This is a genomic window from Pseudomonas sp. BE134, from assembly GCF_031456105.1.
Lineage (GTDB): Bacteria > Pseudomonadota > Gammaproteobacteria > Pseudomonadales > Pseudomonadaceae > Aquipseudomonas.
In genome coordinates this window covers 44,409-65,624 of the sequence record NZ_JAVDUA010000015.1, presented here as the reverse complement: position 1 = coordinate 65,624, position 21,216 = coordinate 44,409, and the positions used below count along the sequence as shown (strand labels likewise).

18 protein-coding genes are annotated in these 21,216 nt (G+C 58.3%); 5 read left to right on the top strand and 13 right to left on the bottom strand.

All coding sequences use genetic code 11. The annotated features are described in order from the left end of the window. Positions 1 to 12: 12 nt before the first annotated feature. The 3 genes from J2Y56_RS14295 to J2Y56_RS14285 form a co-directional block, all read right to left on the bottom strand. Entirely contained in the window at positions 13 to 771 is a 759-nt protein-coding gene (locus J2Y56_RS14295) for an S-methyl-5'-thioinosine phosphorylase (RefSeq protein ID WP_310350811.1), read from the bottom strand. A gap of 12 nt (positions 772 to 783) precedes the next feature. After that, positions 784 to 1,794, bottom strand: coding sequence for a beta-N-acetylhexosaminidase (gene nagZ, locus J2Y56_RS14290; RefSeq protein WP_007944152.1), 1,011 nt, complete (start codon positions 1,792 to 1,794; stop codon positions 784 to 786). A 158-nt stretch (positions 1,795 to 1,952) separates the two neighbouring features. Beyond that, on the bottom strand, positions 1,953 to 2,660 hold the full coding sequence (locus J2Y56_RS14285; RefSeq protein WP_007944150.1) for a TetR/AcrR family transcriptional regulator: 708 nt from the start codon (positions 2,658 to 2,660) through the stop codon (positions 1,953 to 1,955). Between the two features lie 229 nt (positions 2,661 to 2,889). Here J2Y56_RS14285 and lexA point away from each other — a divergent pair, with 229 nt between their 5' ends. Further along, positions 2,890 to 3,498, top strand: coding sequence for a transcriptional repressor LexA (gene lexA / locus J2Y56_RS14280; RefSeq protein ID WP_007944149.1), 609 nt, complete (start codon positions 2,890 to 2,892; stop codon positions 3,496 to 3,498). A 10-nt stretch (positions 3,499 to 3,508) separates the two neighbouring features. Continuing rightward, on the top strand, positions 3,509 to 3,982 hold the full coding sequence (sulA, locus tag J2Y56_RS14275) for an SOS-induced cell division inhibitor SulA (RefSeq protein ID WP_007944146.1): 474 nt from the start codon (positions 3,509 to 3,511) through the stop codon (positions 3,980 to 3,982). Between the two features lie 91 nt (positions 3,983 to 4,073). Here sulA and J2Y56_RS14270 read toward each other — a convergent pair whose 3' ends face one another. The 7 genes from J2Y56_RS14270 to J2Y56_RS14240 form a co-directional block, all read right to left on the bottom strand. Continuing rightward, positions 4,074 to 4,307, bottom strand: coding sequence for a hypothetical protein (locus J2Y56_RS14270; RefSeq protein ID WP_007944145.1), 234 nt, complete (start codon positions 4,305 to 4,307; stop codon positions 4,074 to 4,076). Between the two features lie 152 nt (positions 4,308 to 4,459). Then, positions 4,460 to 4,984 (bottom strand): DUF6586 family protein, encoded by a 525-nt coding sequence (locus J2Y56_RS14265; protein ID WP_007944144.1) that lies wholly within the window; start codon positions 4,982 to 4,984, stop codon positions 4,460 to 4,462. 139 nt (positions 4,985 to 5,123) lie between these two features. Beyond that, positions 5,124 to 7,751 carry a type I DNA topoisomerase gene (topA, locus tag J2Y56_RS14260; RefSeq protein ID WP_007944143.1) on the bottom strand — a complete coding sequence of 876 codons (2,628 nt, stop codon included), beginning with the start codon at positions 7,749 to 7,751 and terminating at the stop codon, positions 5,124 to 5,126. Between the two features lie 114 nt (positions 7,752 to 7,865). Continuing rightward, a complete protein-coding gene (locus J2Y56_RS14255) occupies positions 7,866 to 8,102 on the bottom strand; it encodes a DUF1653 domain-containing protein (protein ID WP_007944142.1) in 237 nt (78 codons plus the stop codon). Positions 8,103 to 8,201: 99 nt separating this feature from the next. After that, entirely contained in the window at positions 8,202 to 9,377 is a 1,176-nt protein-coding gene (fadA, locus tag J2Y56_RS14250; RefSeq protein ID WP_007944141.1) for an acetyl-CoA C-acyltransferase FadA, read from the bottom strand. Positions 9,378 to 9,406: 29 nt separating this feature from the next. Then, the gene (gene fadB, locus J2Y56_RS14245; RefSeq protein WP_310350806.1) at positions 9,407 to 11,554 is read right to left on the bottom strand and encodes a fatty acid oxidation complex subunit alpha FadB; all 2,148 of its coding nucleotides are present in this window, start codon (positions 11,552 to 11,554) and stop codon (positions 9,407 to 9,409) included. A 539-nt stretch (positions 11,555 to 12,093) separates the two neighbouring features. Further along, complete coding sequence (locus J2Y56_RS14240) at positions 12,094 to 12,531, bottom strand: hypothetical protein (protein WP_007944137.1); 438 nt, start codon at positions 12,529 to 12,531, stop codon at positions 12,094 to 12,096. Between the two features lie 104 nt (positions 12,532 to 12,635). On the opposite strand from J2Y56_RS14240, the gene J2Y56_RS14235 reads away from it, so the two are divergent. Next, a complete protein-coding gene (locus tag J2Y56_RS14235; protein WP_007944136.1) occupies positions 12,636 to 13,073 on the top strand; it encodes a universal stress protein in 438 nt (145 codons plus the stop codon). Between the two features lie 183 nt (positions 13,074 to 13,256). On the opposite strand, the gene J2Y56_RS14230 is transcribed toward J2Y56_RS14235, so the two are convergent. Then, positions 13,257 to 15,176: an ATP-binding cassette domain-containing protein gene (locus tag J2Y56_RS14230; RefSeq protein ID WP_007944135.1), complete on the bottom strand. Its 1,920-nt coding sequence runs from the start codon at positions 15,174 to 15,176 to the stop codon at positions 13,257 to 13,259. A gap of 212 nt (positions 15,177 to 15,388) precedes the next feature. Here J2Y56_RS14230 and J2Y56_RS14225 point away from each other — a divergent pair, with 212 nt between their 5' ends. Beyond that, the gene (locus J2Y56_RS14225) at positions 15,389 to 17,317 is read left to right on the top strand and encodes a transglycosylase SLT domain-containing protein (protein ID WP_310350803.1); all 1,929 of its coding nucleotides are present in this window, start codon (positions 15,389 to 15,391) and stop codon (positions 17,315 to 17,317) included. Positions 17,318 to 17,402: 85 nt separating this feature from the next. Here the strand turns inward: J2Y56_RS14225 and J2Y56_RS14220 are convergent, their stop codons facing one another. Further along, positions 17,403 to 19,181 carry an ABC transporter transmembrane domain-containing protein gene (locus tag J2Y56_RS14220; RefSeq protein WP_310350801.1) on the bottom strand — a complete coding sequence of 593 codons (1,779 nt, stop codon included), beginning with the start codon at positions 19,179 to 19,181 and terminating at the stop codon, positions 17,403 to 17,405. 254 nt (positions 19,182 to 19,435) lie between these two features. Here J2Y56_RS14220 and J2Y56_RS14215 point away from each other — a divergent pair, with 254 nt between their 5' ends. Next, on the top strand, positions 19,436 to 19,615 hold the full coding sequence (locus J2Y56_RS14215; RefSeq protein WP_007944132.1) for a PA1571 family protein: 180 nt from the start codon (positions 19,436 to 19,438) through the stop codon (positions 19,613 to 19,615). 187 nt (positions 19,616 to 19,802) lie between these two features. Here the strand turns inward: J2Y56_RS14215 and pdxB are convergent, their stop codons facing one another. After that, positions 19,803 to 20,945, bottom strand: coding sequence for a 4-phosphoerythronate dehydrogenase PdxB (pdxB, locus tag J2Y56_RS14210; RefSeq protein WP_310350799.1), 1,143 nt, complete (start codon positions 20,943 to 20,945; stop codon positions 19,803 to 19,805). Between the last annotated feature and the right edge of the window lie 271 nt (positions 20,946 to 21,216).

The window sequence follows — 21,216 nt, the reverse complement described above, 5'->3', positions numbered from 1 at the left end:
TATTAAAATGAATCAATGATGGTCGTGTACAACCTGGCCTTTTAGCACCCGCGCCAACGTCGCTTTAACCTTCCCCATCCCGTCCTGCAGCGCCTGCTCGATTTCGGCCATGGTAATCACCGCCGTCGACTTGCCCGCCGCCGGGTTCACCACCAGTGCCAGGCACGCATAATCCAGTTCCAGTTCACGCGCCAGTGCCGCTTCCGGCATGCCGGTCATGCCCACGATGTCGCAACCGTCACGCTCTAGACGCGCGATTTCAGCGACGGTTTCCAGACGGGGACCCTGTGTGCAGGCGTACACGCCAAAGTCGCTGTAATCCAAGCCTTGGGCCGCCAGTGCCGCGATCAGCTGCTGACGCAGCGGCTCGCTGTAGGGGTAGCTGAAGTCGATGTGGGTGACGTGTTCCAGGTCATCGGCGAAATAGGTGTGCTCACGACCGAAGGTGTAATCGATCAGCTGATGTGGCACGCAGAAATGCCCGGTGCCCATCGCCGCATGAATTCCGCCCACGGCGTTGACCGCGAGGATCGCTTCGGCACCCGCCTGCTTCAATGCCCAGAGGTTGGCGCGGTAGTTCACCTGATGTGGAGGAAAACGGTGTGGATGACCGTGACGCGCAAGAAACAGCACGTCCTTGCCGGCGAATTCACCGATCTGCACATCAGCTGAAGGGGCGCCGTAAGGCGTGTCCACGGCCAGCGATTGACGAATGCTCAAGCCTTCGAGTTGAGTCAGGCCGGTGCCTCCGATAATCGCGTAAACCGTCATGGCGCAAAGTCCTTATTCGATCAGTTGAGCTTCTTTGAGCGCGCCGACAGCGGCCAGCCAGCGTGGGTTCTGACGGTATTCAATATTGGCATATGCCTGGCCGCGCATCCGCGCAATACGCTCGGACGGTTTGACCTTCAGGCGCTGGGCTGCGCTTAGCGCCAGTTCGGCAGCGGCGCGGTCGTTACACACCAGGCCCATGTCGCAGCCGGCGGTCAGCGCGGCTTCGATACGGCTGGCGGCATCGCCGACCACATGAGCACCGGCCATGGACAGGTCGTCGCTGAAGATCACGCCGTCGAATTGCAACTCGCCGCGCAGGATGTCCTGCAACCAGCGGCGGGAAAAGCCGGCAGGCTGGGTGTCGACTTGCGGGTAGATAACGTGGGCCGGCATGACGGCAGCCAGTTGCTTGCTCAATTTGGCGAACGGCACCAGGTCGTTGGCACGGATCTCGTCGAGGCTGCGCTCGTCATTCGGGATGGCGACGTGGGAGTCCGCCTCAGCCCAGCCATGGCCGGGGAAATGCTTGCCGGTGGCGGCCATGCCGGCACTGTTCATGCCACGGATGAATGCACCGGCCAGCAGCGCTGCGCGCTCCGGGTCACCCTCGAACGAACGGGTACCGACAACAGCACTGCGTTGGTAATCCAGATCCAGCACCGGGGCGAAACTGAGGTCCAGACCGACGGCCAGCACTTCGGTGGCCATGATCCAGCCGCATTGTTCAGCCAGGTATTCGGCATTCGGATTGTCGGCGATGGCACGCATGGCGGGCAGTCGCACGAAGCCTTTGCGCAAACGCTGAACGCGGCCACCTTCCTGGTCCACCGCCAGCAACAGATCGGGACGAATAGCGCGAATCGAGGCGCTCAACTCGCGCACCTGGCGCGGGTGTTCGATGTTGCGAGCAAAAATGATCAAGCCGCCCACTTCGGGCTGGCGCAACAATTGGCGATCTTCGGCCGTCAGCCAGGTACCGGCGACGTCCACCATCAACGAGCCTTGCAGGCCAGCAGTCATAGAGATTCCTTGAGAACGAGAAACCCGGTCCGCACGCATGCACCGCCTTGGGCGATGCCCGGCAGGTCGGCAATACAAATGGGGGACAGGTTCAGAACGAGAGTCGGCATGGGCGGCTAGCTTAGCGGATGTCAGCTGCCGCGCCCACCCGTGCGCGGTTAAACCTTGGCGACAGCCGAAGCGGTCTTGCTACGTGGACGCAGTTGCGCGGCGGCCATGTTTGTGTCGGTCACGCCGGTTTCAGCACGCATACCCGCGGCGAGGAACGGCACCATCAAGCGCATTACCTGCTCAATGGAGGTATTGACGCCGAAATCGGTCTCGGCAATCGCGCGCAGGGCCTTGATCCCCGACATGCTGAACGCCGCAGCACCCAGCATGAAGTGCACGCGCCAGAACAACTCGATCGGCGGAATACGCGGCGCGGCTTCGTTGACCAGCATCATATAGCGGCGGAACACCTTGCCGTACATGTCTTCCAGATAACGACGCAAGTGGCCCTGGCTCTGACTGAATGCCAGCCCCAGCAGACGCATGAAGATGGAAAGGTCGTTGCCGCTGCGCGGCTGCACGACAAGGGCTTGCTCGACGAGGATTTCCAGCAGCTCTTCAAGGGTCGGCTTGTTTTCAGGCTTGGCCTGACGCCGCTCCAGCTCTTTATCGAGGCTGATGCAGAACGGCCCGAGGAAGCGCGAAAAGACGGCTTGAATCAACGCTTTCTTGGAGCCGAAGTGATAGTTCACCGCCGCCAGATTCACACCGGCCTTGCTGGTGATCAAACGCAATGAGGTTTCTGCGAAACCTTTTTCCGCGAACAGCTGCTCGGCAGCATCGAGAATGCGTTCAACGGTTTCCGACTGGGCCATGGCTACTCCGCCTGACAAACACTTGTTTGAAACATACGTTTCAGCCTGTGTATTGTCAAGCTTGGCCGTTCATTTCGGGAATGGTCGGTCAGCTATTTAACCACACAACGACAAAGCTTCAAGCAGTGGTCAGATCGACCGTCCGGCGGCCTGCAAAAAAAGGGGCATTGCCAAGATGCTTTCACTGTATATAATCCCAGTCACTGTATAAAAAGACAGAGCGATCAAAATGCTAAAGCTGACGCCACGCCAAGCAGAGATTCTGGCCTTCATCAAACGCTGCCTCGAAGACAACGGCTACCCGCCGACCCGTGCGGAAATCGCTCAGGAACTGGGTTTCAAGTCGCCCAACGCGGCGGAAGAACACCTGAAGGCGCTGGCCCGCAAAGGCGCCATCGAGATGACCCCGGGCGCTTCCCGCGGCATTCGCATTCCAGGCTTCGAAGCCAAGGCCGACGAGTCTACCCTGCCGATCATTGGCCGAGTGGCTGCCGGCGCCCCCATTCTGGCCCAACAGCACATCGAAGAGTCCTGCAACATCAACCCTGCATTCTTCCATCCGCGCGCCGACTATTTACTGCGCGTGCATGGCATGAGCATGAAGGACGTCGGTATTTTCGACGGAGACCTGCTGGCCGTACACACCACACGTGAAGCCCGTAACGGCCAGATCGTGGTCGCACGAATCGGCGATGAAGTAACGGTCAAGCGCTTCAAGCGTGATGGCAGCAAGGTCTGGTTGATTGCCGAAAACCCTGAATTTGCCCCTATCGAAGTGAACCTGAAAGATCAGGAACTGGTGATTGAAGGCTTGAGCGTCGGCGTGATTCGCCGCTAAAGGAGGCTTTATGCAGTCCCCACACACATCACAGCAAGCCCAACTGCCGCTGTTCGAGGCGTTCATGGCGCAACCACTGGCGCCGATTCTGAAAGACGTGGTCGAGTCGCCCTGGAGCGCCGAGCCCGAAGTCTTCAGTGAGCTGTCGCTACGTGGTGCAACCGGGAACTGCTTGAACCTTCTCGCACCGATTCTCAGGGAACTGAGTCAGGACCAGGACGCACGCTGGTTGACACTGATAGCCCCACCCGCGAGCCTGACCCAAACCTGGCTCCGGGACGCCGGCCTTAACCGCGAACGTATTTTGCTGCTGCAACCTCGCGGCACTCAGAGCGCACAACAGCTGACTTGCGAAGCCTTGCGCCTGGGCCGTAGCCACACTGTGGTCAGCTGGCTCACCCCATTGAACACGACTTCACGGCAACAGTTGATCAGCGCCGCCCGAACCGGGGACGCACAGAGCTTGAATATTCGATTGGGCTAACTGAAAAACCATGCGCGCATTGAACTGCGCGGGGCTTCTCCAAGGATAGAGAAGCCGAAATGAGGCGATTACCGTAATCCGACAGGCGGGATCAGTGGAGGACGCGAGATCCCTGATCTTTATCAAATTCGCCTTCGACCAGTCGGCCTGCCATCTGAACGCCGACGCTCAACATCGCCTTGGCGACTTCCACATACTGACCTTGCAGGAACGCTTTGGCATCCTCGGAGAAATCCAAAGTAACCAGAGAACCCTCGTCCTCGGCTCTGCGCAGCTCGATACGGCCGTCTGGTAACTCGACAATTTCTAGAAAGGACGTTGGCATAAAGGTTTGTTCTCCACGAAAGGCGGGGATTATATAGGCATCGGACAGGCTTCGCTCGGCAACTTGACCAGATGTCATGGCAAGTAAATATCTTTTCGCGCTCATCCCTGAGGGGACACCCTGTCTGGGCATCCGTCCTGTCGATTAATCTTTCAGCACTCGTTCAACCCTTCGCGAAACCGGATCGCCAACCCCTTGAGGTTCTGGCGCCAGCTTTCCAGCTCTTCCCGGCTTAACTCTTTAGGCGCCTCTTCTTCATCGAGGTTAACGGCCAGGATCAGCGGCTGAGTCACGTCGCCTTTAGGTTTGTGCGGAACGCGGGGAGGTTGAAACAGATCCGCATGGGCCGCCAACAGCTTGGCTAGCCAGGTTTCCGGATTTTGCGCAAGCTCGACCATCTCGGCCATTTCAGGAATGGCGATGGTTTCGAGCACCTCACGAGTCAGCAACAACTCAGCCCGAGGCGCATTGGCCTGAGGCAAGCGATAGAACCCGGCGATTTCATGACACAGCCCCAACAGGGCACCGTAAAGGTGAAACAACGCCGACTCACGTCCCGCCTGGATCAGAGCCAGAGAGTTCATCGCCCGCCCCTCTTCGGCTCTGGCGAGCGCTTCCAGCGACAGGCCGGCGAAATAAATCTTCTGATTGGTACGGGTATAGAGTTCGTGGGCCATGACGGCAGCCTCCACAACGAAATAATTGCTTCACACAGGTCAGACAGTGTCGTGGATCACATCCGCCTCCCGCAAGCATAAAACAAAAAGGCCGCATGAAAACCCGAAGGTTGTCATGCGGCCTTTTTTGTACAGCGCTTTAAGCCTTGGCTGCTGGACGCTTGTCTTCAACCTTCCACTTGCCGCCGTCGTAGTAAGCCTTCCAGCCAGTCGGCTTACCGTCGACTTCTGTCTGCACATACTGCTCTTTGGTCTTGCGGCTATAACGGATCACCGAAGGCAGACCGTCGGGATCTTTCTTTGGCGCTTCGCAGAGGAAGTGATACTTCGGATCGATCTCATCCTTGTGCGGCACAATTTCCATGACCAGCGGAGCACGGGTCTCGCGGTTTTTCGGAAATTGGCTGGCCGCCAGAAACAGACCGGAAGCACCGTCGCGCAGGATGTAAGTGTCGTTGACCTTTTCGCACTTAAGCTCGGGCATCTTCACCGGATCCATCTTCGGCGGCGCCGCGTCACCGCTCTTCAGCAGCTTGCGGGTGTTCTTGCACGTCGCGTTGGTGCAACCGAAGAACTTGCCGAAACGGCCCGTCTTGAGCTGCATCTCGCTGCCGCACTTGTCACACTCCAGGCTCGGGCCTTCATAGCCTTTGATGCGATAGGTGCCCTCTTCGATTTCGTAGCCAGAGCAATCCGGGTTGTTACCGCAGATGTGCAGCTTGCGCTTCTCGTCGAGCAGGTAAGCGTCCATCGCGGTGCTGCAGATTGGGCAGCGATGCTTGCCACGCAGAACCAGCGACTCCGATTCACCTTCGTCGTCCGCGGCGATTTCATCACCCGGCACCAGATTGACGGTTGCCTTGCAGCGCTCTTTCGGCGGCAGGCTGTAGCCCGAGCAGCCGAGGAACACGCCCGTCGAGGCCGTACGAATCTGCATCGGACGGCCACAGGTCAGGCACGGAATGTCGGTCATCACCGGCTGATTGGCGCGCATGCCGTTTTCTGCACTTTCGGCGACTTCCAGCTTCTTCTTGAAGTCACCATAGAACTCGTCCAGCACGTTTTTCCAGTCGCGCTCGCCCTGAGCCACGTCATCGAGATTCTCTTCCATGCCGGCGGTGAAGCCGTAGTCCATGAGATTGGAGAAACTCTCGGACAGACGCTCAGTGACGATGTCGCCCATCTTTTCCGAATAGAAACGACGGTTGTGCAGCGCCACGTAGCCACGGTCCTGGATGGTCGAAATGATCGCCGCATAGGTCGAAGGACGACCGATGCCGCGTTTTTCCATTTCTTTAACCAGGCTCGCTTCGGAGTAGCGTGCAGGCGGCTTGGTGAAGTGCTGGGTCGGATCAAGCTTGATCAGCTTCATCGCATCGCCCTGGGCCATGTCCGGCAGCACATCATCATCGCCCGGCTTGGCAATTTGCGGCATCACACGGGTGTAACCGTCGAACTTGAGGATGCGGCCCTTGGCACGCAGCTCAAAATCACCAGCACCGACGGTGACCGTGGTCGACAGGTATTGCGCCGGCAGCATCTGGCAAGCGAGGAACTGGCGCCAGATCAGCTCGTAGAGCCGCTCTGCATCACGCTCCATGCCCGACAACTTGCTTGGCTCGGTGTTGGCATCGGAAGGACGAATCGCTTCGTGAGCCTCTTGTGCGCCTTCCTTGCTGCTGTAGACGTTCGGGGTCTCCGGCAGGTACTTCTTGCCGAACTCGCCCTCAATATAAGTGCGCGCCATCGTCACGGCATCGGCCGAGAGGTTGGTGGAGTCAGTACGCATGTACGTGATGTAGCCGGCTTCGTACAGACGCTGGGCCATCATCATGGTTTTCTTCACGCCGAAGCCCAAGCGGTTGCTCGCGGCCTGTTGCAACGTGGACGTGATGAACGGGGCCGAGGGCTTGCTGCTGGTCGGCTTGTCTTCACGCTTGACGATGCTGTAGCTGGAAGCCTTGAGCTTTTCCAGCGCGGCCATGGCCTGGGTTTCGTTGAGCGGCTTGAAGGCTTCGCCGTTCTCGCGAGCCACATCAAAGCGCACAGTCGCGCCCTTGGCAGTGCCGAGGTCAGCGTGGACTTCCCAGTATTCTTCCGGGTTGAACGCGCGGATTTCACGCTCGCGCTCAACGACCAGCTTTACCGCCACCGACTGCACGCGACCGGCGGACAGGCCTCGGGCGATCTTGGCCCACAGCAGCGGCGAAACCATGTAACCCACAACGCGGTCGAGGAAACGGCGCGCCTGCTGAGCGTTTACACGGTCGATATCCAGCTCGCCCGGCTTGGAGAAAGCTTCCTGAATCGCCTTCTTGGTGATTTCGTTGAACACCACGCGCTTGTAGCGGCTGTCGTCACCACCGATGGCTTCGCGCAGGTGCCAGGCAATGGCTTCCCCCTCGCGGTCCAAGTCGGTTGCGAGATAGATGGTGTCAGCATCTTTGGCGAGCCGACGCAGCTCTTCGATGACTTTTTCCTTGCCCGGGAGGATCTCGTACTTGGCTTTCCAGCCATGATCGGGATCGACACCCATGCGCGAGACCAGCTGCTTGCGCGCTTTCTCTTTCGGCGTGAGCACCGGACCTTCACCCGCAGCGGCCTTTCCGCGCTTGGCGGCTGGCTCTTTGCTGGCGCTAGCCGAACCGCTGGTGGGCAGGTCTCGGATATGGCCGATACTCGACTTCACCACGTATTGGTTACCCAGATACTTGTTGATGGTCTTGGCCTTAGCCGGGGATTCCACAATGACCAGCGATTTGCCCATGGATCAGAAAATTCCTGAATTCTAGAAGTGAAAGGCGGTTGGCGCCTGACGCGGCACCGCTATATATAGTGGCTACAAGGTGAGGTCAAGCGCAGGGTTCTGCGCGCACTCCCCTTACGGCTTCGGAAAAACGCTCGGTTCGGCTTGTACCAAAGCAAAGCGTGGCACCTGTTCGCCGTCAACCTCGACCGACTCCAGGAACATGCTCAAGGGACGCACCCAAAAGCCGTAATCGCCATACAGGGCTTGATAGAAGACCACTTCCTCTTCGGTTTCCGAATGCTGCGCAACAGCGAATACGCGGTACTGCGGACCTTTGTAATGTTCATAGAGCCCAGGTTGTATCGGCATGGTTTGGCCCTCACTCAAATCTTTTCAAAATAAAAACAAAAATAAATTCAGAAAAACAAAAACCGGGGCACTTGGCCCCGGCTTCCGTCAACGGAACGCTTAAACGCGTTCGAAGACGGTGGAGATGCCTTGGCCGAGACCAATGCACATGGTAGCCACCCCGAAGGTGCCGCCATTTTGCTTCATCACGTTCAACAGCGTGCCGGAGATACGGGCACCGGAGCAACCGAACGGGTGACCCAGGGCGATTGCGCCGCCGTGCAGGTTAACCTTCTCGTTCATCTTGTCGAGCACTTTCAGATCTTTCAGCACTGGCAGGGCCTGTGCAGCGAAAGCTTCGTTGAGCTCAAAGAAGTCGATATCGTTAATACCAAGACCCGCGCGCTTCAGTGCTTTTTGTGTAGCCGGTACTGGACCATAGCCCATGATTGCCGGATCCACACCTGCCACTGCCATCGAACGAATCACGGCCATAGGCTGGATACCCAGATCCTGTGCACGCTGCGCCGACATCACGATCATGCACGAAGCACCGTCGGTGATCTGCGACGAGGTACCGGCTGTCACGGTGCCGCCCTTCGGGTTAAACGCTGGCTTAAGAGCCGCCAGGCTTTCCAGGGTGGTTTCCGGACGAATGGTCTCGTCGTAGTCGAACAGTTTCAGGAAACCGTTCTCGTCGTAGCCCTGCATCGGGATGATTTCGTCTTTGAACTTGCCCTCCAGCGTCGCTTTATGAGCGAGCTGGTGGGAGCGCACGCCGAAAGCGTCTTGTTGTTCGCGAGTGATGCCGTGCATTTTGCCCAGCATTTCAGCGGTCAGGCCCATCATGCCCGAGGCTTTCGCCGCGTACAGGGACATGTGCGGGTTCGGATCGACACCGTGCATCATGCTCACGTGGCCCATGTGCTCGACGCCGCCGACGACGAACACGTCACCGTTGCCGGTCATGATCGCTTGCGCAGCAGTGTGCAGTGCGCTCATCGACGAGCCACACAGACGGCTGACGGTCTGACCGGCTGCCGTGTGCGGGATCTGAGTCATCAGGGACGCCATGCGAGCGATGTTCCAGCCCTGCTCCAGGGTCTGGTTTACACAGCCCCAGATCACGTCTTCGACTTCGTTCGGGTCGACCTTGACGTTGCGTTCCAGCAATTTGCTGATCAGGTGCGCCGACATGTCTTCGGCGCGGGTGTTGCGGTGCATGCCGCCCTTGGAGCGGCCCATCGGAGTACGACCGAAGTCGACAATCACGACGTCTCTAGGATTCAAGCTCATAAGTTCACTCTCACTCTAGTTGGGGGCGCTTAACCGAAGAAGCTCTGGCCGTTTTTGGCCATTTCACGCAGCTTCGCGGTCGGGTGGTACAGCGCGCCCAAATCAGCGTACTGGTCAGCCAGGGCAACGAACTCGGCAACACCGATCGAATCGATGTAGCGCAGTGCACCGCCACGGAATGGAGGGAAACCAATACCGTAGACCAGACCCATGTCGGCTTCGGCAGCGGTTTCAACAATGCCGTCTTCCAGGCAACGCACGGTTTCCAGGCACAACGGGATCATCATCCAGTTGATGATGTCTTCGTCGGAGACTTCGCGCTGCTCGTAAACGATCGGCTTGAGCACTTCCAGTACCGAAGGGTCGGCGACTTTCTTCTGCTTGCCGCGCTTGTCGGTCTCGTAAGCGTAGAAGCCCTTGCCATTCTTCTGGCCCAGGCGCTTGGCTTCGTAGAGCACGTCGACAGCGGAACGGCGGTCGTCTTTCATGCGGTCCGGGAAGCCTTCAGCCATGACGTCACGACCGTGGTGACCGGTGTCGATGCCGACCACGTCCATCAGGTATGCCGGGCCCATCGGCCAGCCGAATTTTTCCATGATCTTGTCGATACGGACGAAGTCCACACCGGCGCTGACCAGCTTGGCGAAACCGCCGAAGTACGGGAAGAGTACGCGGTTGACCAGGAAGCCCGGGCAGTCATTGACGACGATCGGGTTCTTGCCCATTTTCTTGGCGTAGGCAACGGTGGTGGCAACGGCCACTTCGCTGGACTTCTCGCCACGAATCACTTCAACCAGCGGCATCATGTGCACCGGGTTGAAGAAGTGCATGCCGACGAAGTTTTCCGGACGCTTGAGGGCTTTGGCCAGCAAGGTGATGGAAATGGTCGAGGTGTTGGACGCGAGGATGGTGTCCTCTTTGACCTTGTCTTCCACTTCGGCCAGAACAGCTTGCTTGACCTTAGGGTTTTCGACGACGGCTTCAACCACCAGATCCACGTGACCGAAATCACCGTAGGACAGGGTCGGACGAATGCCGTTTAGCACTTCAGCCATTTTCGCGGCGGTCATGCGGCCTTTATCAACGCGACCGACCAGCAGCTTGGCGGCTTCAGCCAGGCCTTGCTCGATACCGTGCTCGTTGATGTCCTTCATCAGGATCGGCGTACCTTTGGAAGCCGACTGATAAGCGATACCGCCACCCATGATGCCAGCGCCCAACACGGCAGCCTGCTTCACGTCTTTAGCGATTTCGTCGTAGGCCTTGGCCTTTTTCTTCAGTTCCTGATCGTTCAGGAACAGACCGATCAAGCTCTGCGCGGCAGAGGTCTTGGCCAGCTTCACGAAACCGGCGGCTTCGACTTCCAGCGCTTTGTCACGACCGAAGTTCGCGGCTTTCTGGATGGTCTTGATCGCTTCAACCGGTGCTGGGTAGTTCGGGCCAGCCTGACCGGCCACGAAACCTTTGGCGGTTTCGAAAGCCATCATCTGTTCAATGGCGTTCAGCTTCAGCTTTTCCAGCTTCGGTTGACGCTTGGCTTTGTAATCAAACTCGCCGGAAATGGCGCGCTTGATCAGTTCCAGAGCGGCTTCCTGCAGCTTTTCAGGAGCAACCACTGCATCGACCGCACCGACTTTCAGCGCGTCTTCAGGACGGTTTTCCTTGCCGGCGGCAATCCACTCGATGGCGTTGTCGGCACCGATGAGGCGCGGCAGACGCACGGTACCGCCGAAGCCCGGGTAGATGCCCAGTTTGACTTCAGGCAGACCAATCTTGGCGTTGGTGGACATGACGCGGTAGTCCGCCGCCAGGCACATTTCCAGACCGCCACCCAGGGCGATGCCGTTGATTGCCGCGACAGTCGGGACGTTGAGATCTTCGAAATCGCTGAAAATCTTGTTGGCTTCCAGATTGCCAGCAACGAGCTCGGCATCAGGCAGCTTGAAGTTCTCGACAAATTCGGTGATGTCGGCGCCGACGATGAACACGTCCTTGCCACTGCTGACGATCACGCCCTTGATCGAAGCATCTGCCTTGATGGTGTCTACAGCCTGACGCAGTTCGTTCAGGGTTAGACGGTTGAACTTGTTGACGGACTCACCCTTGAGGTCGAATTTCAATTCGACGATGTCACTTTCAAGAGCCTTAACCGTGATGGCTTTACCTTCGTAAATCATCAACTGATCTCCACGATATGGAAGCTGAACAGTACACGTCGGACGCAGGCGAATGGTTCGGCAGGACGTTTAACGTCAATGCTACGCCAATCCACCCGGCACACCCTCCAACGCGATAGTCGGGATTCTGTAGGAGCGGTCTGTAATACAAACGCTCAATTCATACGCCCGTTTGATTTGGGTACGCCACCTTCACGGAATTTCCGACAATTGTCAATCGCCCAAAACACGGGTTGAAACGCGACTTTGCGGTCACTTCCGTACTGCGAAGATCTACAACACACGAATGGATCCGAGATCATTCATAGAATCAATTGTTAGAAAATTCGCCCTAATTCGCTGCAGCCCGCGTTTAACAAGCTACGCTGGCACGAACCCGAAGAAAAAATGTGAACGTTTTGGGCGAACGCCCAACGTAAGAACAGACCTACAGCGAATTACCGGCCTGCCTGGCCAACCCCAGCCCGATGATGATGTCGGGCTTTTTATTGCTTGTCTGTCGGACCTATCGCGCCATTGCAGCGCGAAATATCCTCATGTTACGCCAGCGCTTTCAGCACTGCGTCAATGTCTTGCAACACCGTCGCCTCGCCCTTCTCGCCCCAATACAGAGTAATCATCTGCTTGTCCGCCTCAACCTTGTAGACGTTGGCTGGCAACTTTTCGAAATGATTGAGCAGCGTCCGATCCTCGCAAATCTCCTGCCACTGATTCACCCACTCACCCGGCGACTTTTGCCAGTAACTCCAGCACGCAGGCTGATTGCCACGGCGCGGTCGATGGTACTGCGCGCAGGGGCTCGGCGGCTCCTGACTTAACCAATGCGGCCACTCTTGAGGCGCCAATTGCATGGCCAGGCCGATACGTCGTGCCTCCATGCGCAGTGCCATTCGCCCGCTCTGACCACGAGACGGTCGCAACCATGCCAGCGGGCTCAGCACCACCAGCAGGATTGACACCACTATCCAGACCGTCATATCTGTACTCCCGATTCTTGATGAGCGCTTTGGGTCACTTTGAAACCATTGCGCTTGAAACCAGCCATACTTAACAATATTGCAACCCTCAGGAGGAGCACCTCATGCCCTACAACCATATTCTGGTCGCTGTAGATCTAACCGAAGAGTGCGACCCTGTAATCCACCGCGCTCGCGAGCTGTCGGTGAGCAACGGAGCGAAGTTGTCCCTGGTGCACATTGTCGAGCCGATGGCCATGGCCTTTGGCGGCGACGTCCCCATGGATCTGTCACAACTGCAACAACAGCAGTTCGATCAGGCCAAGGAGCGCCTTGACCGGTTGATCGTGAAATATCCGGAACTCTCCAAGGAATACAGTCACCTGACCTACGGCCAGCCCCGCCAGGAGATCCATCACCTGGCCAAGGAACAGACTTGCGACCTGATCGTGGTGGGCAGCCATGGTCGACACGGCCTGGCATTGCTGCTGGGCTCGACCGCCAATGACGTGCTGCACGGCGCGCCTTGCGATGTGCTCGCGGTGCACCTGATCAAACGCTAAACCCTTGAGAGAGCGAGCCTGCTGGCGATGGGGCCCTTTCAGTCGATATCAATGTTGACTGAAAAGCCGCCATCGCGAGCAGGCTCGCTCCCACATTGGATCTATTGCAGCCTTTAGATAGCATTCCATACGAAAAGCCCGGCGTTCATCACTGAACGCCGGGCTTTTTTATAGCAGGATCAATCAGGCATCCAGCTCGGCCCAACGCTCGACCATCACGTCGAGTTCAGCCTGCAACTGCTCCAACTGAGCAATCACTGCAGCCGTCTCGGCAGCAGGACGCTGATAGAAGCCGGCATCAGCCATTTGTGCTTCAACCACAGCAATCTGCTGTTCCATGGCTTCGATCTGACCCGGTAACATTTCCAGCTCACGCTGCAACTTGTAGCTGAGCTTCTTCTTTGCCACTGGCGCTTCGACAGCCGCAGCCACTGGTGCAGCTTCAGCAGTCACCACTGCGGAGGTCAGGTCGGCTTTGCCGGACTTACTCTCGGTCACACCCAGCAGGCGCGGCGAGCCGCCTTGACGCAACCAGTCCTGATAACCACCGACGTATTCGCGAACCTTGCCTTCACCTTCGAAGACCAGAGTGCTGGTGACCACGTTGTCGAGGAATGCCCGGTCGTGGCTGACCATCAGCACGGTGCCGTTGAAAGTCAGCAGAACCTCTTCCAGCAGTTCGAGGGTTTCGACGTCGAGATCGTTGGTCGGTTCGTCGAGGACCAGCAGGTTGGCCGGCTTGCTGAACAGTTTGGCCAGCAACAGGCGGGCACGCTCACCACCGGACAGCGCCTTGACCGGCGTGCGGGCACGTTGCGGGCTGAACAGGAAGTCGCCGAGGTAGCTCAGCACGTGACGGCTCTGACCATCGATATCGATGAAGTCGCGACCTTCGGCGACGTTGTCGATCACGGTCTTTTCCAGGTCCAGCTGATGGCGCAACTGGTCGAAGTAGGCCACGTCGATGCGCGTCCCCTCTTCCACTGTGCCGCTGGTTGGCTGCAGGCCACTGAGCATCAGCTTCAGCAGCGTGGTTTTGCCGGTACCGTTGGCGCCAAGCAGACCGATACGGTCGCCGCGCGTCAGGACCATCGAGAAATCCTTGATCAGGAACGGGCCACCCGGGTGAGCGAAGCTCACGTTCTCGAGAACCATAACCTGTTTGCCGGATTTGTCAGCGGTGTCCAGCTGAATGTTGGCCTTGCCAGTACGCTCACGACGCTCGCTACGCTCAACGCGCAATGCTTTCAATGCACGAACACGGCCTTCGTTACGGGTGCGACGGGCCTTGATGCCTTGGCGGATCCAGACTTCTTCCTGGGCCAGCTTCTTGTCGAACAGCGCGTTGGCGGTTTCTTCAGCGGCCAGCGACGCTTCCTTGTGCACGAGGAAACTGGCGTAGTCGCCGTTCCAGTCGATCAGGCCACCGCGATCCAGTTCGAGGATGCGGGTCGCGAGGTTCTGCAGGAATGAACGGTCGTGCGTGATGAACAGCACGGCGCCCTGGAAATCCTTCAGCGCTTCTTCGAGCCAGGCGATTGCACCGATGTCCAGGTGGTTGGTCGGTTCGTCGAGTAGCAGCAGGTCCGGTTCGGAAACCAGCGCCTGAGCCAACAGGACGCGACGACGCCAGCCGCCGGACAATTCGGCGAGGGTCTTGTCGGCCGGCAACTGCAGACGGCTCAAGGTGCTGTCGACCAGTTGTTGCAAACGCCAGCCATCGCGGGCTTCGAGGTCGTGCTGGACGTGCATCAGCTTGTCCAGGTCGGCGTCGGTGACGATGTTCTGGCTCAGGTGGTGATATTGCGCGAGCAACTCGCCCACACCGTCCAGGCCTTCGGCAACCACGTCGAACACGGTCCGCTCGTCGGCTACCGGCAATTCTTGCGGCAATTCGCCAATCTTGAGGCCGGGTGCGCGCCAAACGGAGCCTTCATCGGGCTTCTGGTCGCCCTTGACGAGCTTCATCATGCTGGACTTGCCAGTGCCATTGCGGCCGATGATGCACACCCGCTCACCACGGGCGATCTGCCAGGACACCTTGTCCAACAACGGCATAGCGCCGAAAGCAAGGGACACATCGCTGAATTTGAGCAGGGTCATGAGCTTCTCCAAAAACCGGGCGCGCATTCTACCTGACTTGAGGCTTCAGAAGGCCGGCAATTTCACTCTCGAAGCACTCTGCATAACAAATGTTGCGAACTTATGCCGGAGGGCCTGCAAAGCTTTCGCCCGTTGCTGGCAAAAGGCTAAGCTACAGATTATTCAGTGCGGGCATTGCCCTGCTTTTCATGATTTCTCTGCCCGGATGTCTCATGCGCAGTCGCCTTTTCAGTCTTTTATCTTGTCTGCTTCTTACTGCCACAGCCGTGCAATCAGCCCAGGCGGTGGACCTGTCCACCCAACGCCAGTATTACGATGAAGCCAAGCGTGCCTTGGCCAAGGGCGATTCCGGTCCTTATTTTCGCTATAGCCAGGCCCTCAGTGACTACCCGCTGGAACCGTACCTGGCCTATGACGAGTTGACCGCTCGCCTGAAAACCGCCAGCAATGCCGAAATCGAGAAGTTCCTCGCCGAACACGGTGACCTGCCGCAAGCCAACTGGATGAAATTGCGCTGGCTGCGCTGGCTGTCCGAGCGAGGCGACTGGGCGACCTTCGTCAGGTATTACGACCCCAAGCTCAATTTCACCGAACTGGACTGCCTGAATGCGCAGTACCAGATCACCCACAACCAGAAAGCCGAGGGTTATGCCAACGCCAACAAATTGTGGCTGACCGGCAAATCCCAGCCGGAAGCGTGCGACGCGTTGTTCGGACTGTGGGCTGCCGAAGGTCAACTGACCGAGCAAAAACGTTGGGAGCGCACCAAGCTCGCCGCCCAGGCGCGCAATTATCCGCTGGCCAACAGCCTCGTGAACGGCCTGACCACCCTCGCGCCGCGCGGCCGGTTGCTGATTGATGTGGCGCAAAAACCGGAATTGCTTAACCAGCCTTCGCGCTTCACTCCGGCTGACGAACCGATGTCCGACGTGGTCAGCCTCGGCCTGCGCCGCCTGGCCAAACAGGACCCGGACAAGGCCATGGCCCTGCTCGACGGCTATGCCAGCAGCATGCACTTCTCCCGCGATGAAAAAGTGGCGATCGCCCGGGAAATCGGCCTGACCCTCGCACGACGCTTCGACAGCCGCGCACTGGATGTGATGACCAAGTACGACCCGGAACTGCGCGACAACACGGTGTCCGAATGGCGTCTGCGGTTGTTGTTGCGCCTGGGCCGTTGGGACGATGCCAATCAGCTGACCCGGCGCGTGCCGCAGGAACTCGCGACTACCAATCGCTGGCGGTATTGGCAGGCCCGCAGCCTTGAACTGGCCCAGCCACAGAACGCGGAAGTGCAAACACTTTATAAAAACCTTGCTCGCGAGCGTGACTTCTATGGTTTCCTCGCGGCTGATCGTTCGCAGTCCCCGTATTCGCTGAACAATAAACCGTTGGTGTTGAGCCAGGCGCTGATCAACAAAGTGCGCAACACACCGGGCGTTCGTCGCGCCCTGGAATTCCACGCACGAGGGCAGGTCGTCGATGGTCGCCGTGAGTGGTATCACGTCAGTCGACACTTCAGCCGTGACGAAATGGTTGCCCAGGCAAAACTGGCGTATGACCTGAGATGGTATTTCCCGGCGATCCGCACCATCAGCCAGGCACAATACTGGGACGATCTGGACATCCGCTTCCCGATGGCCTACCGCGAACCGCTGGTCCGTGAAGCCAAAATCCGCGGCCTGCATCCAAGCTGGGTGTTCGCCATCACTCGCCAGGAAAGCGCCTTCATGGCCGACGCACGCTCCGGCGTCGGCGCCACCGGCCTGATGCAATTGATGCCCGCCACCGCCAAGGAAACCGCGCGCAAGTTCAGTATTCCGCTGGCCTCGCCGCAGCAAGTGCTGGATCCGGAAAAAAACATTCAGCTTGGCGCCGCGTACCTGAGCCAGGTCCACGCCCAGTTCAACGGCAACCGCGTCCTCGCCTCCGCCGCCTACAACGCCGGCCCGGGCCGCGTACGCCAGTGGCTGCGTGGCGCGGACCACCTGAGCTTCGATGTCTGGGTGGAAAGCATCCCGTTCGACGAAACCCGTCAGTATGTGCAGAACGTGCTGTCTTATTCGGTGATTTACGGACAGAAGCTCAATTCGCCACAGCCGCTGGTGGATTGGCATGAGCGGTATTTTGATGATCAGTGATCGGTAATGTCGGGTAGGAGATGTCGGACGAGGTCGCATTTAAAATATCGCAGCCTCGTTTCACTCGACAGCTCCTACATAGCGTTTACAAATGGAGACCGAGTTCGGCCTTGCCATCACTAAACTGCAATGCCGCCAGCCTCGCGTACAGCGCATTGCTCGCAATCAATGCCTGATGCGTCCCCACTGCCACTAACTTTCCCTGATCCATCACCGCGATCCGGTCCGCGTTTTTCACAGTGGCCAATCGGTGGGCGATGACCAGTGTGGTGCGGTTTTTCATCAGGCTTGGCAGGGCTTGCTGGATCAGATGTTCGCTCTGTGCGTCGAGGGCGCTGGTGGCTTCGTCGAGTAACAGGATCGGTGCGTCCACCAACAACGCCCGGGCGATGGCCAGGCGTTGGCGCTGACCGCCGGACAGACCGAGGCCACCGTCGCCCAGATGCGTCTGGTAACCGTTGGGCATTTGCTCGATGAAGTCGTGGGCGTAGGCGATTTTTGCGGCGTCTTGAACCTGGGCCAAGGTAGCGCTCGGGTTGCCGTAACGGATGTTCTCTTCAATGCTGCCGAAAAACAGCGCCGGGTTTTGCGAGACCAATGCGAAGCAGCGGCGCAGATCAAGCGGATCAAGCTGAGTCAGCGGCACACCATCCAGCAGAATCTGTCCGGCGGCAGGGTCGTAAAAGCGCAGCAGCAAGTCATAAACGGTGGATTTACCGGCCCCGGACGGTCCCACCAGCGCGAGGGTTTCCCCCGCATTAATGGTCAGACTCAAGCCGTCGACGGCGAAGCTTTCCGGCCGTGAGGGGTAGGAAAAACGTACGTCTTGCAGAACCAGATCGCCCCTCACCCGCTCTGGCAAGGTCACCAGACCGATGGTCGGCGGCTGGATGATGTTTGCCGAGCGCAGCAATTCGGCAATCCGCTCGGCCGCGCCCGCTGCTCGCTGCAACTCGCCGATCACTTCGCTCAGAGTGCCGAAGGCGCTGCCGACGATCAGGCTGTAGAAGACAAACGCCGCCAGTTCACCCGCCGAGATCCGCCCGGCGATCACATCCATGCCACCGACCCACAGCATGACACCCACTGCGCCCAGGACTAGCACGATCACCAGCGTGATCAGCCAGGCGCGCTGGAAGATGCGTTTACGCGCGGTGTTGAACGCGTCTTCCACCGTCACGGCGAAACGCTGCTCGTCCTGAACCTGATGGTTATAGGCCTGCACGGTTTTGATCTGGCTGAGGGTTTCGGAGACGTAGCTGCCGATATCAGCGATCCGGTCCTGACTCAGGCGCGACAGGTTGCGCACCCGGCGCCCGAAAATCAGGATCGGGGCGACGACCAATGGCAAGGCGACGACCACGATGCTGGTGAGCTTCGGATTGGTGATAAACAGCAGCACAATCCCGCCGATAACCATCAGCAAATTGCGCAAAAACAGCGACAACGAAGAGCCTATTACCGATTGCAACAACGTTGTATCGGCGGTCAGTCGCGACTGGATCTCGGAGCTGCGATTGTTTTCGTAGAAGCCAGGATGTAGATAAACCAGGTGGTTGAACACTTTTCGGCGGATGTCTGCGACCACGCGCTCGCCGATCCACGACACTAGATAAAAACGCGCGAAGGTGCCGATCGCCAGCCCCACCACCAGCCCCATGAACAAGCCGATGGACTGATTGAGCAAGTGCGGTGACTGGGTCATGAACCCCTGATCCACCACCAGGCGTATACCCTGCCCCATCGACAAGGTAATGCCGGCGGTGACAATCAGCGCGAGCAAGGCGCCAAAGGCTGGCCAGCGATAGGGCGCAAGAAAACGCAGGGTCATGCGGATCGCGCGGCGGTGACGGGCAGAGAGCATCGCAGTTTTCCAGGTACACCATTGATAGGGCCAGCCTACACCGTCCGACACTGAATCCTGTAAATCACAATGAGTCAGGTTAATTATCACCGCGATGACTAGTCTCTAGACGCTTTTGGTCTAAAGTCCGGGTGGCAAGGTTTATAAATTTCTGTTGGACTGAAGTGGCCGCTTGGGAAAGATCGCAGGGAGTTGTCATAGCCCGGTCACCTGGCGGTTTTAAACTAGGCGCACACCTGATGAGGAGACAGGCCATGTCCTTGCAAAACAGCAGCGAAGACAAGATTCAAGTGATCCGCACACAGCCCAACCAGTCTCTGGGTTGCTCGATTATCGATGCCGAAGGGCGCGAAGTACCGATCACTGAAGATATGATCCAGAAAGCGTGCAGCGAACTGGACAAGCGATTGGTCAAGCCTGCCGAACAAGAGTGATATAGCCAACGTCTTCTTGACCCGGCCCTGGTGGGCCGGGTTTTTTATGGGCGCTTATCCGGAAATTGCGGTGAAGCTATCGCTGGCAATCCAGGCTCCTACAGGGTTTTGAGTCGTCCACCTATTTGGCGGGCGACTCAAAACCTGTGGGAGCCTGGCTTGCCAGCGATTGGGGCCGACTCGGTCTTTATACAGCCGAAGCCCCCAACGCCATCACTATCTGATGCAGCTCAGCCGACTCCCCCTCAATCCGCACCTGCAACCCATCAATCTCCCGCCGCTGCGGATAATGTTTGCGCAGCGCATCAAACGCCGCACGCTGCTCGCTCACATTGCCTACCAGGCTGCGCCGGAAATCGGCATCGTCACGGCGCGGGTCGTACACGCCGCGGCACAACATGGCCAACGCCCACGCCGGATCAGTCTGCGCATGCAGGGTCACGTGCGACAGCCAAGGTGCCGGCAGCAAATCGCTGAGGCTGACCTCGGCCGGACGCCCGAGAAAATCGCAACACGCCTGATAAATTTGCGCCGTTCCACGCTGCCGCCCTTCAAGGCTGTACCCGGCAATGTGCGGCGTCGCCAACACACACAATTCAGCCAGCGCCACGTCGACCTCAGGCTCGCCTTCCCAGACGTCGAGCACCGCTTGCAGGTCTTCGCGCTCAAGCAGCACCTCACGCAAGGCAGAGTTATCCACCACTGGACCACGACTGGCATTGATCAGCCACGAGCCAGGCTTGAGCTGGTTCAAGCGTTTTTTATCGAACAGGTGCCAGGTCGACTGCGCGCCGTGTTTCTTCAACGGGGTGTGCAGACTGATCACGTCGCATTGCTCAATGATCTGTTCGAGACTGACGAAATCACCGCCTTCTGCCGCCTGCCGGGGTGGATCACACACCAGCACTTTCCAGCCCAGACCCTGCAGGACTTTAACCAGACGACCGCCGACTTCGCCGACACCGACCACGCCGTACGTGCGTTGAGTCAGGTCAGTGCCTTCGATTTCAGCCAGGGTCAACAGACTGCCGAGCACGTAATCGACCACACCCCGTGCATTGCAGCCGGGTGCACTGGACCAGGTGATACCGGCCTGTTTGAAGTAATCCAGCTCCAGGTGATCAGTGCCGATGGTGCAAGTGCCGACAAAGCGTACGTTACTGCCTTCGAGCAAGGCACGATTGACATTGGTCACTGAGCGGACCAGCAGCACATCGGCTTGCTCGACGGTGGCGCGGTCGATGGAGCGCCCCGGCACCCGGCGAATTTCGCCGATTCCTGAGAAGAAGGCATCGAGCAGCGGGATATTTTCGTCGGCAACAATCAGCATGGAAGGCTCCTTTGGGGGACCGGCAGTTTAGGCGTAGATGCCTGTAGTGAGCCAGCAAGCATTGCGCATCCTTGTAGCAGCTGGCGAAGCCTGCGTCCGGCTGCGCAGCAGTCGTGAAATCAGACGATGCGGTGTTTCAGGAAGACCATAAACTCAGGTTTTACGACTGCTTCGCAGTCGGACGCAGGCTTCGCCAGCTGCTACAAGGGAATGTCGCAACGTTGGAAATATGATTACAAATCCCTAACACAGGATTTTTCCTGACCACGGC

What these genes read in the sequence shown, in the direction of transcription:
- J2Y56_RS14240 (WP_007944137.1), bottom strand. Translation starts at nt 12,531, where the DNA reads ATGACGGTCTGGATAGTGGTGTCAATCCTGCTGGTGGTGCTGAGCCCG.
- J2Y56_RS14235 (WP_007944136.1), top strand. Translation starts at nt 12,636, where the DNA reads ATGCCCTACAACCATATTCTGGTCGCTGTAGATCTAACCGAAGAGTGC.
- J2Y56_RS14295 (WP_310350811.1), bottom strand. Translation starts at nt 771, where the DNA reads ATGACGGTTTACGCGATTATCGGAGGCACCGGCCTGACTCAACTCGAA.
- J2Y56_RS14270 (WP_007944145.1), bottom strand. Translation starts at nt 4,307, where the DNA reads ATGCCAACGTCCTTTCTAGAAATTGTCGAGTTACCAGACGGCCGTATC.
- topA (WP_007944143.1), bottom strand. Translation starts at nt 7,751, where the DNA reads ATGGGCAAATCGCTGGTCATTGTGGAATCCCCGGCTAAGGCCAAGACC.
- J2Y56_RS14265 (WP_007944144.1), bottom strand. Translation starts at nt 4,984, where the DNA reads ATGGCCCACGAACTCTATACCCGTACCAATCAGAAGATTTATTTCGCC.
- fadB (WP_310350806.1), bottom strand. Translation starts at nt 11,554, where the DNA reads ATGATTTACGAAGGTAAAGCCATCACGGTTAAGGCTCTTGAAAGTGAC.
- nagZ (WP_007944152.1), bottom strand. Translation starts at nt 1,794, where the DNA reads ATGACTGCTGGCCTGCAAGGCTCGTTGATGGTGGACGTCGCCGGTACC.
- pdxB (WP_310350799.1), bottom strand. Translation starts at nt 20,945, where the DNA reads ATGCTGATTGTTGCCGACGAAAATATCCCGCTGCTCGATGCCTTCTTC.
- J2Y56_RS14255 (WP_007944142.1), bottom strand. Translation starts at nt 8,102, where the DNA reads ATGCCGATACAACCTGGGCTCTATGAACATTACAAAGGTCCGCAGTAC.
- J2Y56_RS14220 (WP_310350801.1), bottom strand. Translation starts at nt 19,181, where the DNA reads ATGCTCTCTGCCCGTCACCGCCGCGCGATCCGCATGACCCTGCGTTTT.
- J2Y56_RS14225 (WP_310350803.1), top strand. Translation starts at nt 15,389, where the DNA reads ATGCGCAGTCGCCTTTTCAGTCTTTTATCTTGTCTGCTTCTTACTGCC.
- J2Y56_RS14215 (WP_007944132.1), top strand. Translation starts at nt 19,436, where the DNA reads ATGTCCTTGCAAAACAGCAGCGAAGACAAGATTCAAGTGATCCGCACA.
- fadA (WP_007944141.1), bottom strand. Translation starts at nt 9,377, where the DNA reads ATGAGCTTGAATCCTAGAGACGTCGTGATTGTCGACTTCGGTCGTACT.
- J2Y56_RS14285 (WP_007944150.1), bottom strand. Translation starts at nt 2,660, where the DNA reads ATGGCCCAGTCGGAAACCGTTGAACGCATTCTCGATGCTGCCGAGCAG.
- sulA (WP_007944146.1), top strand. Translation starts at nt 3,509, where the DNA reads ATGCAGTCCCCACACACATCACAGCAAGCCCAACTGCCGCTGTTCGAG.
- lexA (WP_007944149.1), top strand. Translation starts at nt 2,890, where the DNA reads ATGCTAAAGCTGACGCCACGCCAAGCAGAGATTCTGGCCTTCATCAAA.
- J2Y56_RS14230 (WP_007944135.1), bottom strand. Translation starts at nt 15,176, where the DNA reads ATGACCCTGCTCAAATTCAGCGATGTGTCCCTTGCTTTCGGCGCTATG.